10 protein-coding genes are annotated in these 16,292 nt (G+C 59.7%); 2 read left to right on the top strand and 8 right to left on the bottom strand.

The genetic code is table 11. The annotated features are described in order from the left end of the window. Positions 1-393: 393 nt before the first annotated feature. Genes mnmE through LHW45_07940 form a run of 7 tightly spaced genes read right to left on the bottom strand, consistent with a single transcriptional unit; the run spans position 394 to position 8,953 of the window. Positions 394-1,776: a tRNA uridine-5-carboxymethylaminomethyl(34) synthesis GTPase MnmE gene (mnmE, locus tag LHW45_07970; GenBank protein MCB5285507.1), complete on the bottom strand. Its 1,383-nt coding sequence runs from the start codon at positions 1,774-1,776 to the stop codon at positions 394-396. Beyond that, positions 1,776-3,638 carry a 1-deoxy-D-xylulose-5-phosphate synthase gene (gene dxs / locus LHW45_07965; protein ID MCB5285506.1) on the bottom strand — a complete coding sequence of 621 codons (1,863 nt, stop codon included), beginning with the start codon at positions 3,636-3,638 and terminating at the stop codon, positions 1,776-1,778. The genes mnmE and dxs overlap by 1 nt, the downstream gene beginning before the upstream one ends. Next, on the bottom strand, positions 3,635-5,608 hold the full coding sequence (locus LHW45_07960) for a BatA domain-containing protein (GenBank protein MCB5285505.1): 1,974 nt from the start codon (positions 5,606-5,608) through the stop codon (positions 3,635-3,637). Before LHW45_07960 ends, dxs begins: the two co-directional genes overlap by 4 nt. A 3-nt stretch (positions 5,609-5,611) precedes the next feature. Beyond that, on the bottom strand, positions 5,612-6,652 hold the full coding sequence (locus tag LHW45_07955) for a hypothetical protein (protein MCB5285504.1): 1,041 nt from the start codon (positions 6,650-6,652) through the stop codon (positions 5,612-5,614). Continuing rightward, on the bottom strand, positions 6,649-7,602 hold the full coding sequence (locus tag LHW45_07950) for a phosphatase PAP2 family protein (GenBank protein MCB5285503.1): 954 nt from the start codon (positions 7,600-7,602) through the stop codon (positions 6,649-6,651). Before LHW45_07950 ends, LHW45_07955 begins: the two co-directional genes overlap by 4 nt. Beyond that, the gene (locus tag LHW45_07945; protein MCB5285502.1) at positions 7,602-8,246 is read right to left on the bottom strand and encodes a glycerol-3-phosphate acyltransferase; all 645 of its coding nucleotides are present in this window, start codon (positions 8,244-8,246) and stop codon (positions 7,602-7,604) included. Before LHW45_07945 ends, LHW45_07950 begins: the two co-directional genes overlap by 1 nt. Beyond that, a complete protein-coding gene (locus LHW45_07940) occupies positions 8,243-8,953 on the bottom strand; it encodes a YggS family pyridoxal phosphate-dependent enzyme (GenBank protein ID MCB5285501.1) in 711 nt (236 codons plus the stop codon). The genes LHW45_07945 and LHW45_07940 overlap by 4 nt, the downstream gene beginning before the upstream one ends. A 233-nt stretch (positions 8,954-9,186) precedes the next feature. On the opposite strand from LHW45_07940, the gene LHW45_07935 reads away from it, so the two are divergent. Then, entirely contained in the window at positions 9,187-11,658 is a 2,472-nt protein-coding gene (locus LHW45_07935; GenBank protein ID MCB5285500.1) for a hypothetical protein, read from the top strand. Next, positions 11,651-12,991 (top strand): sigma-54 dependent transcriptional regulator, encoded by a 1,341-nt coding sequence (locus tag LHW45_07930; protein MCB5285499.1) that lies wholly within the window; start codon positions 11,651-11,653, stop codon positions 12,989-12,991. Before LHW45_07935 ends, LHW45_07930 begins: the two co-directional genes overlap by 8 nt. Before the next feature lie 528 nt (positions 12,992-13,519). Here LHW45_07930 and leuS read toward each other — a convergent pair. Beyond that, entirely contained in the window at positions 13,520-16,003 is a 2,484-nt protein-coding gene (gene leuS / locus LHW45_07925) for a leucine--tRNA ligase (GenBank protein ID MCB5285498.1), read from the bottom strand. Positions 16,004-16,292 lie beyond the last annotated feature (289 nt).

Genomic DNA, 16,292 nt, shown 5'->3' with positions numbered 1-16,292 from the left:
GATAGAGTGACAAAATATGAGCCTATCTATTTTGTCAAGAATTATTTGCAGATTTCAAAAACTACTTTTTGATCCTAAATGCTCTTACTTTTTCACCAGACCCTGAGGATTATGTGCAAAGGTCTTGGTATGAATTGGGTGGGGGTGGATGTGTTGACCTGGCGGCGTGGTGACGGATGGCTATTCCCGCAAGGCCTGGATTCCGGGGCCCCGCGTGCTAACGCACGCTTCCCCGGATTGACACTCTGGGGCTGTGTGGGGGATGTTTAAATCCGAAAACTCGTTCAATCAGTTAACTCATATGAAAATGTGTATGCCCGGAGTTCTGCTGTAGTCGATGCTCGTATCTCGCTCGACTCCAGCACTCGACACCAGCCTGACCGGCCCAAGAATTCATTTGCCGATGCAGAAATCGGCGAAAATGCGGCCCAGGAGATCGGGATCGGAGGAGACCCCGAGGATTTCGCCGAGGGCGTTGGCGGCGGCGATGAGGTCGAAGGCTGTGAATTCGTAGCCGGCCTGGCTGTCGAGGGAAACCAGGGCACTGGAGAGAGCTGTGATGGCGCGTTGCAGCGCGGCCAGGTGCCGGGCGTTGGTGACCAGGGGCCGGTCGGGATTTTCCAGGGGCAGCTCAAAGCGTTTCAGGATGGCGTTTTGGAGGGTGTTCAGGCCATCCGGGGCCAGCGCTGAAACGGGTAGCGCGAGTTCGGGAGCGGAGCCGTCGCGGCAGTCGACCGGGGCGGAGCCTGGGGTTTCGGGTTGGCCAAGGTCCCATTTGCTGGCCAGCCAGAGGGTTTTGGCCGGATGGGGTGAAAGGGAGGCGGCGGCGTTGTTTGCGGTGAATTCATCCACTGGCAGCAGAAAGAGGATCAGATCGGCGGAGCTCATCAGCCCCCGGCTGCGGTCGATGCCTTCGCGCTCGATGGGACCGGCGTTGTCGCGCAATCCGGCGGTGTCGGAGAGGATGAGGTTGTAGCCGCTCAGGGAAACGCTTTCCTCCAGGTAATCGCGGGTGGTGCCGGGATGGGGGGTCACGATGGCGCGGTTGTAGCGCAAAAAGGCGTTGAAGAGGGAGGATTTTCCAGAGTTGGGCGCTCCGGCGAGGCAGACGCGGATCCCTTCGCGGATGAAGCGGCCCCGGGCTCCTTCGCTGTGCAGTTCCCGGGCATGTTCCAGCGCGGCGGAGATCCTGTTCCTCAGGTCGGCGGTGTCGAGAGGTGGGAGGTCCTGATCGGCAAAATCGATGGCCAGTTCGCAGCGCAGGCGGGCGTCGTTCACGGCGTCCAGCACCTCCCGCAGGGGTTTGGATAAAAGTCCCCGCACCTGCATCAGGGCGGCGTTTTCGGCCTTGCTGCCGGTGGCGGAGATGAGGTCATTCACGGCCTCGGCCTGGGTGAGATCGAGTTTGCCGTTCAGCAAAGCACGGAGGGTGAATTCCCCCGGATGGGCCAGGCGCGCCTCCAGCAAAAGGTTCTCCAGTATCCTGGCGCTCAGGCGGGGGTTGCCGTGGCAGGATATCTCCACGCAGTCTTCGCCTGTGTAGCTGGCGGGGGCGCGGAAGACGGTGCAGAGGGCCTGGTCCAGCGGCCGGCCGTCCCGGCTGTGAAAGGTGCCAAAGACAACGCGGTGAGAGGGGCTGGTAAGCAGCTTCCGGCGGGGCCGGAAAAACTGGGCAACGATGCCGATGCTGCCGCTGCCGCTGATCCTCAGGACGCTGACGGCGGCGCAGCCCGGGGGGGTGATCTGGGCGCAGATGGGTTCTAGCGTTGGCGGCATCAGGCTTTGAGGTGGTTCAGGATCTGTTCTGCGAGCTGCTTTGGCGTGAAGCCGATAAGTTCGTTCAGTTGCTCGGTCTTGCCGTGGGTGACAAAGCTGTCTGGATAGCCGAAATTGGCCACCTGGCAAGGTTGGGCGGCCAGCAGCTGGGCGATCCGGGCCCCAGTGCCGCCGATCACGGCGTTGGTTTCAAAGGTGAAAAGCCAGGAGCAGCTTCCGGCCAGTTCAAGCAGCAAGTCTTCATCCAGCGGTTTGAGGCTGCGGAGGTTGATCAGCCAGGGGTCCAGGCCGGCTTCAAGCAGCAGACCGTGGGTTTTTTCCGCCACCGTTCTGGCCCCGCCGTCGGTGATGAGGGCGATTTTTTTACCGGAGTGGAGAACCTCGGCCCGCCCCGGCGCGAATTCCGTAAGCGGCGTTTCCCCGCAGGGTGCGGTCCCGCGCGGATAGCGGATGGCGATCGGGCCGTCCTGATGGTGGGCGGCGAAAGTGAGCATGGCGTCCAGTTCCTCCGCCGTGGAAGGCGAAAGGATGGTCAGATTGGGGATGGCGGAGAGCAGCGAAACGTCGAAAGCGCCGTGATGCGTGGAGCCATCTTCGCCCACCAGTCCGGCACGGTCGATGCACAAAACCACCGGCAGGCGGGGTAGGGCGACGTCGTGGATCACCTGGTCGATGGCACGCTGGAGGAAGGTGCTGTAGACGGCCACAAAAGGTTTCACACCCTTGCAGGCCATCCCGGCGGCCAGGGTAACGGCGTGTTGTTCGGCGATGCCGACGTCAAAAAAGCGCTTGGGAAACTTCTTCTCAAAGGGGGTGAGGCCGGTTCCGGCAGCCATGGCGGCGGTGATGGCCACGATTTTGGGATCCGCTTCCGCCAGGCGGACCAGGCTTTTGCCGAAGACCTCGCTCCAGCTTTCGCTGCCGCTGCAGGCCTGCTTGCCGCTGTTGGCGTCGAAGGGTCCCACGCCGTGGAAGGAAGAGGCGTCCCGCTCCGCGGGAACGTAGCCGCGGCCTTTCTGGGTAACCACGTGCAGCAGCACCGGGCCCACCATGTGGCGCTGGACGCGGCGGAGGATGCTGGAAATGAGACTGATGTCGTGGCCGTCGATGGGGCCCACATATTTGAAGCCGAGGTCCTCGAAGATGATGTTTGGCACCAGGATGTTCATCATCGATTCCTCCAGCTTTTGGGCGCCGAGGATGAAGCGGCGTCGGAGGTTGTCCGGCAGGGTGCCGCTGAGGTCCCAAATCTGCTGTTTGAGGGTGTTGTAGGGTCGGCTGGCCATCATCCTGGCCATGTGTTTCTGCAGTCCGCCCACGTTTTGGGAGATGGACATGGCGTTGTCGTTGAGGATCACCAGAAACTTGTTTTTCTGCAGATGCCCGGCGTGGTTGAGGGCTTCGAAGCTCATGCCGCCGGTGAGGGCGCCGTCGCCGATCACGGCTATGCTAAAGCCGCTTTCGCGCTGCAGGTCGCGGGCGCAGGCAAGGCCGAGGGCGGCGGAGACGGAAGTGCTGCTGTGGCCTGTGCTGAAGGCGTCGCAGGGACTTTCATCGCGGTTGGTGAAGCCGCTGATGCCCTCAAAGGAGCGCAGGGTGCCGAAGCGCTCGTTGCGCCCTGTGAGGATCTTCCAGGCATAGCTCTGGTGGCCCACATCCCAGACCACACGGTCCTTGAGGGGGTCAAAAACGGTGAGCAGGGCGAGGGTGAGTTCCACCGTGCCCAAGCTGGGGGCGATGTGTCCGCCGTTGAGGGAAACCACATCCACAATGCGTTTGCGGATCTCCTTGGCCAGGAGGGCGAGTTCCTGGGGACTGAGATTTTTTATGGCGGAGGGGTCATTAAGTTTTTCCAAGATCATGTCTCACTTCCAGTTGCGGGGTTGGGCGCCGCCGTGGCGGGACGCAGTTCCTCGCTTTTCACGAGGATGAGTTCGAGGATCACCAGCAGCAGCGCGGCGGCCAGGAGGATCTTCCAGAGGTCGTGGCCCAGGCGTGTGTGGAAGAGGGTTTTGATCCAGTCCGGCCCCAGCAGCCTGATATTGGTGAGGCCTTTGTAGTCCATGGGTTCAAACTCGCTTTCCTGCCGCGGGGCGTTCACGGCGATCACTTTGGCGGGACCGTCCGGCTGGAGCAGAGAGTGGATGCCCGGTTGTTCCAGCAGATGGGTGCGGCTGGCCAGTTGTAGGTTTTGCCCGCTGGGGAGGATCACTTCGCTGGCGTTGACAATATCGCCCAAGAGGTGGTTTTCACCGGCGGCCATGAGCGTGCCAGCGTGTTCCAGGCTGCGATAGGCGAAAACGGCAAAGGCGGCGTCCAGCAGAAAGGTGGAGCGCTGGTCGCCGGGATCGAAATTCCAGAGCACAAAGTTGTTTTTGGCGAGGGCGAAGATCTCGCCGGCTCCGCTGAGCAGCGTGGCCCCGCCGGTCCCGGAGAGTTTCCAGTATTCCGCCAGCGCGTTGTAGCGGATGTTCTTGCCCGCCAGCAGCGAGGTGGTGTAGTGCTGGGGATTTACGTAGCCGATGGTTTTGGGCTCGCTCTGCCAGGCGCCGAAGCTGACTTCGAAGATCCCGCCCAGCAGTGAGCGGTATTCCGCCGAAAGGTTTCCGTCCAGGCAAAAAAGCGCGCCACGACCGCTGGCGCTTAGTTTGGCCACTATGTCGCGCAGTTTGGGTGAGTAGGGTGCGGAACCCACGAACACCAAAGTCTGGTAGCTGTCCAGCAGGGCAAGGTTGAGTTGGCTGGAATCCAGCCTGTCGACGCTGCCGCCGCTGCCGGCATAGACGCTTAGCAGCGACCTCAGGGAGAGGGGCAGGCCTTGCGCGCCGGTGATCACGGCCACCCGGGGCGCCAGCTGGAAGGGGAAGGAAAAATAGCTGCGGTTGTCCTGCTCCAGACGGTCGTCCACCACTTCCACATAACCGCTCTGCCAGCCATCCTGCCTCAGGTCGATGGAGATGCTCTGATTCACCGTCTGCCGCGCGGGCAGCGCCACGAATTTCTCCGCCACCTTGGCTTCGCCCAGCACCACTTTCACCAGCACCTCGTCTTGGGGCTGGGTGCCGTGGTTGGTGAGCTGAAACTCGATGCTCTGGCGGCGTGATCTTTCCACCAACTGCGGCAGCACCCGGGCGTTGGAACAGCTCAGGTTGGCCGGTTCCCGGCCGGGGGCGATGTTGATCACGTTCAGCCTGGTTTCGGGTGAGGCGGGATAATCCTGTTTCTGGCCATCGGTGATGAGGTATAGTTCGCGGTTGGCCAGCTGGGTTTCGGCCAGCTTGGCTTCTGCCAGTTCCAGCATGGTCTGCAGGGGCAGGGGGGTGTAGGTGGTGGAGATCCGGTCGATCAGTTCGGAAGGCGGCCTGCCGGCATAGATCTGGGCGTGCAGGCGGTTCCATTTTTCCTCAGAAGTTACCAGGATCACTCGGTCCTCCGGATCGCAGAGGGCGGCGATCTTTTTGAGGGCGTCCCGGGCCCGGTCCAGATCGCTGCGGGAATCCTCCACATAGTCCATGCTGTAGGAAGTGTCCAGCAGGATGGCGAGGGCGGTGGGAGGATGGTTGGATGAAGGTTTGAGGCGGGATGAGCGGAGCAGCGGGCGGGTGGTGGCCAGGGTTACCAGCAGGATGATGAGCATGCGGATGATGAGGAGGAGGATGTTTTTGAGGCGGGTGCGCTTCTTCTCCTCTTCCTGACCGGCCTTGATGAAACGGAGGGAGGGAAAGACCACCCGTTTGGGCTTCTTTTTGGCCAACAGCCAGATCAGCAGAGGCAAAACGGTGGCCGCGGTGAAGAGCAGCAGGCCGGAATTGAGGAAGCTGAGCCCGCCCATGGCCTAAGGCAATCCCACTCCCAGGGAAAAGAGGTATTCGCTGTCCCTCAGCTTCAGGCCTTTGTTGTTCAGGGCAAAGTCGAAGCGGAAGACCTTGTAGTTGTAACCGGCGCCGAGGGTGTAGTTGATGTTGTCCGTTCCGCTGAAGTCGCGGCTGTAAAGGCCGATCCTGGCGGTGAGGGCCTGGGAGTCGCCCTGGTCGGAAGCGCCGCCCTGCCAATCCCAAAGGTACTGCAGGCCCAGATGGTAGGTGGTGTCCGGGGTTTTGGAAAGCCGGCCCTGAACTCCCCCGCTCACGGTGAGGTATTCCGTGCCGTATTGGGCGCCAAAGGCCAGGCGGCTTTGCAGGGGCACCGAGTTGTAGCCCCAATCCCACCACAGCCGGGAAAGCAGGTCGGTGGAAACCAGCCCAAAAGTGAAGCTGCCAGTTTGCAGGGTGAGGCCCAGATCGGTGGAAAAACCCCTCACCTTGGTGTCGATGAAAGTGGTGTCCGGCCGAGCGGATCGCAGGTACACCAGCCGGCCGGTGAGGTATTTGGCGTTGAGGCCAAAGCGGATGGGGCGCCAGGAATCGTCGCTGCTGGCGAGGGTGATCTGCCACTTGTCCAGCTGATAGTCCAGATAGCGGTAACCGGACGGGTTGTGCGGCCAGGCTGGATCAGGGTTTTCTATGATATTGAGGGCGGCCACGGGCTGATAGGTCCAGGCAGTTTGTTTGGCCACCACGGTGACGTATTTGAACTGGCTGGGCCGCAGCACGTTGCTGAACTGGGCCGCCTCCGCGATCGTCATGTCCTCGTCGCCCTTCACCCGGAACGAAGCCGAGACCAGGCTGTAGTCGTTGGCGCCCAGCAGCGCGGGATTGGAGTAGCTGGCATAGAAATCGCTGGCGTTGGTCACATTCAGGCAGCCCATGCCGATGGCGGTGGGGGAGACGCTGTTTTCCGGGGTTCCGTAGTCGAAGGAGGTGATGGGCAGAGCTTCCCCGTAGGCTGCAAGTTCCGCGCAGATTAAGGTTATGGCAAAAATGAGCAGGATTTTCATGATACTTGGTCAACCTCCAGTTGGTGGCGGGTCCAGTTTGCGGCAAAATAGCCCAGAATTCCGGTGAACAATCCGGCCACGGCGTCCACGAACCAGTGATAGTGGCAATAGACGGTGGCGACGGAGAGGAAAACGGAGACCACGGCAAACACGTATCCCCATCTGCGGGTGAATTTCAGCGCCGCGATGGTGAGCACGACGGCGATGGCCACGTGGGAACTGGGAAAAGCGCCGCCCCAATGGCTGCTGCGGTTGTAAATGAAAGCCATGATGTGGGTGAACAGCCCGCCCCGGAAGGACTGGGAAAGTTGGTAGGATTCGGTGTGGAAACGGCCTCCCACCACAGGGAAGAGGCTGTAGAAAACGTAACAGGCGTAAAACACGAAGGTGAGGTTGAAGATCAGCTCCCGGAAAGCAGGCCTGTTTTTGAGATAGAGGTACAGGGGCAGGCCGCCGATCATGGGGTAGTAGCAGAAATAGGCGAAGTGGAACAGTTCCTGAAAGAACGGCTGGCTGTACCTCCGTCCCCATTCCAGGGAAGGCAGGTAACCCCAGATCCTGCTGTCCAGGTCCATGAACCAAGGATCCAGCCATTCGGGAAAGATGATCAGGCTAACGGAGTGCAGCGAGCTGTAAAAATAGGTGAACAGGACCACCGGGTAGATGCCGTGGAAGAAGCGCAAGGCCTTGAGCAGCATGGGTTTGGCTGAGAGCTCCATCCTGCTCTCGGTCCAGGCCAGCAGCACCACCAGCCCCGCGATCAGCAGATGCCGGGGCAAATGGATCCCGGGTTGGCTGGCCCGGCCCAGAAAGATGCCGAACGTCATGTAGATAACGATCCAGGCGCAGTAGGCCAGGGTGATCTTGTCGATCGCGCTCAGCAGCGGGCGCGGCCCCGGGACGCTGCGGACCGGTTGAGGGATCTTGTTTTGCCGGGGCCTGGCGGGCATTACAATTCCCCCAGTTTTTTGGAGACGGCGAAGTTCAGCGCCCCCATCAGGATGGCGATGCCCCAAATGATGGCCACAAAGGAGCCGGGCAGTTCTTCCCGGATGCCGGGGAAAAAGGCGTAGAAAACGTGGGTGAGCAGCACCGGCAGGATCACGATCACATATTGGGCGAAGCGGATCTGCTTCCAGATAACCACGATCAACCAGGCCAAAACAAGCGCGATCAGCATGGGCCAGGGCGTGAAATAGAGCAGATAGCCGGTGTAGGTGAAGATCCCGCGCCCGCCCTTGAATCTGTGGGTTACCGGCAAACAGTGTCCCACCAGCATCGCCAGTCCATAGAGCAGCATCACGTTTCTGTGATACAGCAGTTCTCCGCCGGCGATGGGGCTGTAGGCATCCAGCAGTTTCAACAGCAGCTCTGCCACCAGCAGGAAAAGCAGGGCTTTCATGATGTCCAGCGCGCCCACCAGAACGCCCATGGGGCGGCTCACGTGGGTGTAGATGTTTTCGGTGTCGGCCAGGCCGGTGCCCACTTTGTGGATGTTGAGCGAGCGAAAGGTTTTGGTGAGCATCCGCGCGGTGGAAAAGCAGCCGTAGAAATAGGCCAAAACGATGATCAGGGCGATGATCAGAAAGTTCACTGCGCGCCTCCGGGGGTCCTTTGGCCAAACAGCGCGGAACCCAGCCGCAGCATGTTTGAGCCTTCTTCCAGCGCCACCTCGAAATCGTCGCTCATGCCCATGGAGAGGTGTTTAAGTTCCACCCCGGGGATGTTTTGGCGGCTGAGCTGGTCGAAAAGTTCCCGCAGTTGGCGGAAATAGGGCCGGGTTCGTTCCGCGTCGATGCTCATCAAACCGATGGTCATCAGGCCTCGCACGCGCAGGCAGGGCAGGGCCGCGATCTGCCAGATCATTTCCTCCGCGTTGGCCAGGCTCACACCGCTTTTGCTGGTTTCGGCCGTGGTGTTCACCTGCACCAGGATGTCCTGAATCAGGTTTTTGCGGCCCAGCGAGCGGTTCAGTTCCCGGGCGATGTGCAGGCTGTCCACAGAATGGATCAGCAAGGGATTCAGGCTCAGGAGGTTGTTGATCTTGTTGGATTGCAGGTGGCCGATGAAGTGAAATCCCTGTGGCGGCACGCTCAGCAGGGGTATCTTGCGCAGGGCTTCCTGCACCTTGTTTTCGCCGATATGGCGGATGCCCAGGCGCAAAGCCTCTTCCACCACCTCCACCGGATGGGTCTTGGTGACGGCCACAAGAGTCACCTCCGAGGCCGTCCGGCCGCATCTCTGCAGCGTTTGCTCTATCTTTTTCCGCTCCCTGTTCAGATTATCCGCGATGGAGGGCATCAAGGCTCCTAATTTCTTTTGTGTATTTTTATCAACAGCCCGAAGGCGTCCCCAAATTCAACCGGGGAATAGTTCCAGCGCGCATCCGGACCGACTTTCCCATTTTTGCCGCATCGCATCTCTGTCAAGCAGAATCTCCCGGCCGTGCCCGAACCGGGAAATCAGCCGATTATTTTGCTTGACAGGCGGGGAAGTGAATTAGACTGGCCTCAATAAAATTAATTTGGGGAAGTATGAAAAAGTTTTTGGTACTGGTGGCCGGATTGGTTGCTCTGGGCATCCCGAGCTGCCGTTACAGCCGCAGTTTCAATACTCACGAGCTGGGTCCCGGCCAAGTAACCCCCAGGAGGGATGTGTCCTACAACTGGGCCTTTGGCGACCTCTCCGGCAACAACTACGACCATCTGCTCTCCGCCGCGCCGCAGGGCACCAATATCCACATGCTGCTGGTGCGCGACCAGATCGGCAAAGACATTTCCCAGATCAACTTCTCCCAACCTCTGCGCGGCGTCACGGTGCTCACCGATCCCCGCAACCAAAACAGGTGGATGTTCCTCAGCGTCAACGACCAAAAAGCCACCACCGTCCACGGCTATCACTACATCTGGGAAAACATGCTCAAACGCGAGGACAAGGCCTTCGCGGCCATAGCCCGCACGGATTCGCTGATCAACCGCCCGGACTTCGAATGGTACGGGACCCTCTTTCCCAATCTGCTGGAGGACATCGACAACGATGGCAGGCCCGAATTGGTCTGTCTGGCCCAGGATGCCTACACCGTGAACCCCCGCGGCCTGGTGGTCTACGATTTTGACAGCGGCGCTGTGAAATGGCGCTTTGACATCACAACCAGCATCGCATCCCTGCTCTGTGACGATTTTGACGGGGATGGCGACAAGGAACTGGTCTGCGGCACCATCGCCTATAAAAACACCAACCGCGAACTGCGGGGCATGGACGACTCCCATTCCTGGTTGATGGTGCTCGATGCCAGGGGCCAACTGCTTCACCATGAACTGGTTAACGAAGGGTACAGCCAGGTGTTGCTGGCCTCCGACGACGTGGACGAGGACGGCACAAAAGAGATCCTGGCCGTTTGTTCCACCAAAGGCAACGCCGAGGTGCAAAATTGCGTGAAATGGCTGAACTGGACCGGGACCAGGTTCACGCAGAGGTCAACCTGGTCGCTGAACGGCAATCTGGAAGCCAACAACCCGGAAGCCATATACAATTTGATGGACGGCAGGGGCCGCAAACTGATTCTGCTGGCCGCCTTGAATTCCCCGCTCATCGTTCTCGACGAGCAGTTCCGGGAGGTCCGCCACAATTTCCGCGATCCCGTCAGCTTCGTTTGGGGTGTGGAGGACCTCGATCTGGACGGGAACAAGGAGATCCTGGTGCAAACCCTGGACAACCGTTTTGTGGTCCTGAACAGCGATCTCAAGTCCCGGGCCGAGCTGGCCAACCCTTTCAATCCGGATGAAAGTTTCCGTGTCCACATCGTGAACGCCGGTTTTGGCAAAGCGCCGCAGATCGCGCTGACCATCGGGGCTGAGGTCCGCTATTACCAATACCGGCGCCTGCCTCTGGGGCAGCTGTTCGCGCGCTTCATCCAGGCGAATCTGGCCTATCTCACGTTATTGCTGCTGCTAACGCTGATCCTGCTGCTCATCCACATCTATCACCGCCGCCGCGTATTCCTGATGGCCATCAACAACCTCAGCCAGGGCGCGATCCTGATGGCTTCACAGGATAGGATCATCCACATGAATGACTATTTGCTAGGCCTGGTGAAAGATGAAAACGGCAATCTGCCGCCCGGAGACCTGAAGTCGCTTTCCCGCCTCTATCCAGAGTTGGCCGCCTTGTTGCCTGATTTTTCAGCCCACGGCGCCGCGGTTCTGAACCGCCCTCTGCAGTTGGGCCGCGAAAAGCTTCAACACAACATTCAGGTTCAGAAATTGCGGGGCCTGAGCACCAGGTTTCTGATCACAGCCCAACCTGACCTCCCCGCGCCTGAAGACGCCTCGGCCACCCTGGCCTGGGCTGATACCGCCCGCAGGCTCTCCCACAACGTAAGACGTCACATCACCAACATCATTCTGGCCCTGAAGCCGTTACAGGCGGATGGGCTGGACGACAACCAGCTGAAATATACGGATATCATCCGCAGCGAAATAGAACAGATCCGCATCTTCACCCACGCCTTCCAGCGCTTCACCGAGCTCAAGGATTATGAGCTCAAGCTGCAGGACATCATCCCCTCTGTGGAACACTGCCTGGAGCGCCTCACCATCCCGGCGAAGATCAAGCTGATCAAAAACTGGGACCTCTCCTCCGTGGAAGCCTGGATCGAGCCGATCCGTTTCGAAGAAGCGCTGGGCAACGGGATCAACAACGCCCTTGACGCCATGCCGGAGGGTGGGACCCTGCACCTCAGTGTGAAAAGATTTCCCAACCACTCCGGCCCGAGCGGCAAACAGAGCGTGATGATCGAAGTGGAGGACAGCGGCAAAGGCATACCGGCCAAGTATTTGGAAGAGATTTGGCAACCCTTTTTCACCACCAAGGACAGCGGCACCGGCATCGGACTGCCCGAAACCAAAAAGATCATCGCCTCGATGGGCGGCTCCATCCTTGTTCAGAGCGAGGAAGGGGTGGGCACTGTGGTGACTTTTTGGTTGAAGGGTGAAGCGGATGGATAGGGCCAGGATCCTGCTGGCGGATGACGATTCCGTCTTTTGCCGGCTGGTGGGTGATCTTCTGCGCCAAAATGGCTACGAGGTCGCCCTCGCCCTCGATACCCTGGGGGCGCGCCAGGCCTTGCAGCAAAGCGGTTTCGACATCATGATGCTCGACCTCTGTTTTCCCGCGCTCATGGATGGTTTCAACCTGCTGGACGAGGTGCGGGAAAAATATCCCCGCATGACCATTCTGATGATCTCAGGATCCGGCCACATCCCTGATGTGGTGCGCGCCATCAGGCAGGGTGCCACGGATTTCATCGAAAAGCCCGTCGAGCCGGAACATCTGCTGCTGCGGATCGCCAATCTGAACAACAAGATATTGCAGGAAAGGCAATTGCGCCACCTGGAACAGGCCGCCATCGGCATGGTGGGGGTTTCCGCCCAAATGGAAAAGGTCTTTACCGCCATCAGCGCCGCGGCCAAATTTGACACCCCCGTCCTCGTTACCGGCGAAACCGGCGTGGGCAAGGAACTGGCCGTGCGCGCCATTCACCGCCTGGGCAAGTTTGGCACCCGCGAACTGGTAAGCATCAATTGCGCCTCTGTGCCGCGGGAACTCTTTGAAGCGGAGCTCTTTGGCTATGAAAAAGGCGCTTTCACCGGCGCTGTTTCAGCATTCAAAGGTTATTTTGAATTTGCCCAAAACACCTCCCTCTTCCTGGATGAGGTGGGGGAATTGCCCGCCGGAGTGCAGGCCAAACTGCTCCGCGTCCTTTCCGAAGGCGAGATCCAAAGGATAGGCGGCAAGGTGGGAAGCTCCAACGCCCGCATCCTCAGTGCCTCCAACCAGGACCTGCAGGACGCCATCCGCGCCGGAACGTTCCGCGAAGACCTCTTTTATCGCCTCAATGCCATCCACATCCACATCCCGCCCCTGCGCCAGCGGATCTGCGACATCGCGCCCCTGGCCAGGCATTTCGTGGCTGATTTTTGCCGGCGCAACCAACAGGCCCCCAAAGAGATATCGCGCCGGGCGCTGGACTGGATGGGCGAACAGAAATGGGAGGGAAACGTGCGCGAGCTCCGCAGCTGTGTGGAGCGCGCCGTGATCTTTGCCTCAGGCGATGTTTTAAACCCGGAAGATCTTGTGGCGCAGCCGGATGAGCTGGAGGCGGCCGAGCTCTACCAGAGTTCCCTGCGCGAACACCTGAGGCAGTGCGAAGCCCGCATCATCAGCCAATACCTGCGGGCCAACGACTACAACGTAACCCGGGCGGCGAAACAATTGGGCATGGACAAATCCAACCTCAGCAAGAGGATACACACCCTGGGTCTGGACCTGCACGCCTGAGCCGCCACCCCTTCATTCCCACCAATTTCTCAGTTGACCCGCCCTGAGCCCCCTCGCATCCACCCCTTGCCCACTTCCCGCAGACTTCCCGCCTGTCGGGCGGGAACTGTGCGGGAGGCGATTGGGGGGCGGACGGGAAGGAGCTAAGGGCGCAGGCGAAAAAAAAGGCTCTCTTTCAAACCGAGTGGGTGGAGGGATCGGCTGGATACAGAACTTTCAACCGGCCGGCATCGGATTGTCATTCCGGGACGACGCAGTCGGGCCCGGAATCCAGACGGTCCAGGTAATGCCCTCAGAGGGTGTCGATACAGACTGCGTCTGTTTCGACCCCGCTTGGACTTGCTATTCCCGCAAGGTCTGGATTCCGGATCTCCGGCGCTAAAGCACCTGCGTCCGGAATGACGAATCGAGACTTGTTGGTATAAAGTTCATCAGTCATTTTGTCACCCCACCCACTCGGTTTGCACGAGAGCCCAAAAAAACAGGGGCAGCCGCAGCCACCCCCGCCTGTAAATATATGTGGGGGTTCTATTTGCCCGCGGCGATGGAGACCATCTTGCCGGGCACCACGATCACTTTTTTCACCACCCAGCCTGCGAGGCTGCGCTTCACGTTTTCCACCTCCAGGGCCAGGGCTTTCAGTTCCTCCGGATCGATATCCGGGGCCACTTCCAGTTTGCCGCGCAGCTTGCCGTTGATCTGCACCACGTAGGTGATGAGGTCGCGCACGAGGTATTTTTCCTCATAACCGGGCAGGCCGGATTCGTGCAATAGCTCCGTGAATCCCAGCATTTGCCAGAGTTCTTCGGCGATGTGGGGCGCGAAGGGGTAGAGCATTTGCGGAATGATCCCGCAGGCTTCGGCATAAACGGCCAGATCGGCGTCGGAGAGCCCGGCGGGGTCCTTCACGGACGCGCAGTGGTTCAGATGCTCCATCACGGCGGCGATGGCTGTGTTGTACTGCAGGCGGTGCTGGCAGTCCTCCAGCCACTTTTTCACTGTGCTGTGCGAGCTGTACAGCAGTTCGCGCAGCGGGGCGGAGATGTCTTCAAATTCAGCACAAAGCTGCAGGCCTCGTTTCAGGGTGTCCAGATTGCTTTCGATCAGGCGCCAAACGCGGTTCAGGAACCTGAAAGCGCCCATCACGCCATCGTCGCTCCACTCGGAATCCTTGTCCGGCGGGGAGGCGAAAAGCAGGAAGGTACGCAGGGTGTCGGCCCCAAAGCGGTCGATGATATAGCCAGGATCCACCACGTTGCCTTTGGATTTGCTCATCTTGGCGCCGTCCTTGGTAACCATGCCCTGGGTGAGCAATCTGGCGAAAGGCTCGTCGCAGTCCAGCCAGCCCAGGTCGCGCATGAATTTGCCGATGAAGCGCGCGTAGAGCAGATGCATCACGGCGTGCTCGATGCCGCCGATGTATTGGTCCACCGGCAGCCAGTATTTGGCTTTGGGAGGGTCGAAGGGGACTGAATCGTTCTTGGGATCAGCATAGCGGGCATAATACCAGGAGCTGTCCACAAAGGTGTCCATGGTGTCGGTTTCGCGCCTGGCCTCGGCTCCGCACTGCGGACAGGCCACGCTGTACCATTCCGGCACCGAAAGCAGCGGATTGCTGGTGGTGCGGCCCACCTGAACGTTTTCCGGAAGCAGCACCGGCAGGTCTTCATCCGGCACCAGCACAACCCCGCAGCGGGAGCAGTGGATCACCGGGATGGGGTTGCCCCAGTAGCGCTGGCGGGAAATTCCCCAATCGCGCAGACGGTAGGTGTGCGTCACCTTGCCGCAGCCTTTCTCCTCGATCAGGGCGGAGATGGCCGCTTTGGCCTCTTCGCTGTCGCGGCCGTCGAAGGGCGCGGAATTCGCCATGATCCCGGGCTCGACGTAGGCTTCGCTCATCTTTTCCAACACCAGGCTTTGCTGGGGGTTCTGGATCACCAGCAGCATGGGGATGCCGTATTTTTGGGCAAATTCGAAGTCACGCTGGTCGTGGGCTGGCACGGCCATCACCGCGCCGGTGCCATAATCCATCAGCACATAGTTGGTTATCCAGATCTGCACCTTGTTGCCGTTGAGGGGGTTGAGGCAATGCCGGCCGCTGAAAACGCCCTCTTTGGTGGTGTCCTCGGCGCCGCGCTGGATCTTGTCGGCATTGATCACCTTGCGGCAAAAATCGTGCAGGGCGTGGTTGGCCGGCTCTTCCGCCAGCCAGGCCTGCACCAGCGGATGTTCCGGCGGCAGGGCCATGAAAGTAACTCCGTAAACGGTATCCGGGCGCGTGGTGAACACGCTGATGGCCTCGGAGCCGTCTTCCAGCGGGAAATCGATCAGGGTGCCGGCGCTTTTGCCGATCCAGTTCTTTTGCATGGTGATCACGCGTTCCGGCCAGTCGATCAGCTTGGAAAAATCGAGCAATTCCTCGGCGTAGGCGGTGATGCGGAAAAACCACTGCTCCAGTTCCTTTTGGTCCACATCGCCGTGGCAGCGCCAGCAGAGGCCGTTTTCCACCTGCTCGTTGGCCAGCACGGTCTGGCAGTTGTCGCACCAGTTCTGCCAGGATTTTTTGCGATAGACCAGGCCTTTTTCGTAAAGCTTTTTGAAGAGATACTGGCCCCAGACGTAGTAGTCCGGACGGCAGGTGCTCACCTCGCGGTCCCAGTCCAGGCCGAAGCCCATGGCGTCAAACTGCCCGCGCATGGCGGCGATGTTTTCCTCGGTGGTGAGGCGCGGATGGGAATTGTGCTGGATGGCAAAGTTTTCGGCCGGCATGCCGAAGGAGTCGTAACCCATGGGCTGCATCACAGAGTAACCCTCCATCATTTTGAGGCGGGCGATGGCGTCGCTGATGGAATAGTTGGAAGCGTGCCCGCAATGCAGCACCCCGGAAGGATAGGGAAACATTGCCAGCACGTAATATTTGGGCTTGACGGCGGCGTCGCCGGGGTTGAAGATCCGCTTTTCCCGCCAGATCTTCTGCCACTTTTGCTCTATTTTTGAAAAGGGATATTCCATCATGTCTCCTTCCGGCCTGGGCAGTTTTGAGGCCCTGGGCCTTGTAACAGCATTTGTTGGCTGATTTTTCCAGACACAGGTATTTGTCAAGGCCAAAGGTGAGCCGCTTCCGTTCCCGCCGGCCCGCCGGCCCGCATCCCATCAAGGTATTGGCTGTCCAAAGAGGCGCGGGATGCCTGCTCCGCATCCCGTTTGCGAAAATTTTCCTTGCCATTTTTTCGCCTTTCAGAATAATGAAAAATATGACAGCTGTTGCAAGCCCGGCGTTTCGCATGGCCTTGGGGCAGCT

Source organism: Candidatus Cloacimonadota bacterium, from assembly GCA_020532085.1.
Lineage (GTDB): Bacteria > Cloacimonadota > Cloacimonadia > Cloacimonadales > Cloacimonadaceae > Syntrophosphaera.
This window is presented reverse-complemented; position numbering and strand designations above follow the sequence as displayed.

Excerpts from the sequence above, each read along its gene's own strand:
- leuS (MCB5285498.1), bottom strand. The coding sequence starts at position 16,003 with ATGGAATATCCCTTTTCAAAAATAGAGCAAAAGTGGCAGAAGATCTGG.
- LHW45_07940 (MCB5285501.1), bottom strand. The coding sequence starts at position 8,953 with ATGCCCTCCATCGCGGATAATCTGAACAGGGAGCGGAAAAAGATAGAG.
- LHW45_07930 (MCB5285499.1), top strand. The coding sequence starts at position 11,651 with ATGGATAGGGCCAGGATCCTGCTGGCGGATGACGATTCCGTCTTTTGC.
- LHW45_07935 (MCB5285500.1), top strand. The coding sequence starts at position 9,187 with ATGAAAAAGTTTTTGGTACTGGTGGCCGGATTGGTTGCTCTGGGCATC.
- LHW45_07960 (MCB5285505.1), bottom strand. The coding sequence starts at position 5,608 with ATGGGCGGGCTCAGCTTCCTCAATTCCGGCCTGCTGCTCTTCACCGCG.
- dxs (MCB5285506.1), bottom strand. The coding sequence starts at position 3,638 with ATGATCTTGGAAAAACTTAATGACCCCTCCGCCATAAAAAATCTCAGT.
- LHW45_07955 (MCB5285504.1), bottom strand. The coding sequence starts at position 6,652 with ATGAAAATCCTGCTCATTTTTGCCATAACCTTAATCTGCGCGGAACTT.
- LHW45_07950 (MCB5285503.1), bottom strand. The coding sequence starts at position 7,602 with ATGCCCGCCAGGCCCCGGCAAAACAAGATCCCTCAACCGGTCCGCAGC.
- mnmE (MCB5285507.1), bottom strand. The coding sequence starts at position 1,776 with ATGCCGCCAACGCTAGAACCCATCTGCGCCCAGATCACCCCCCCGGGC.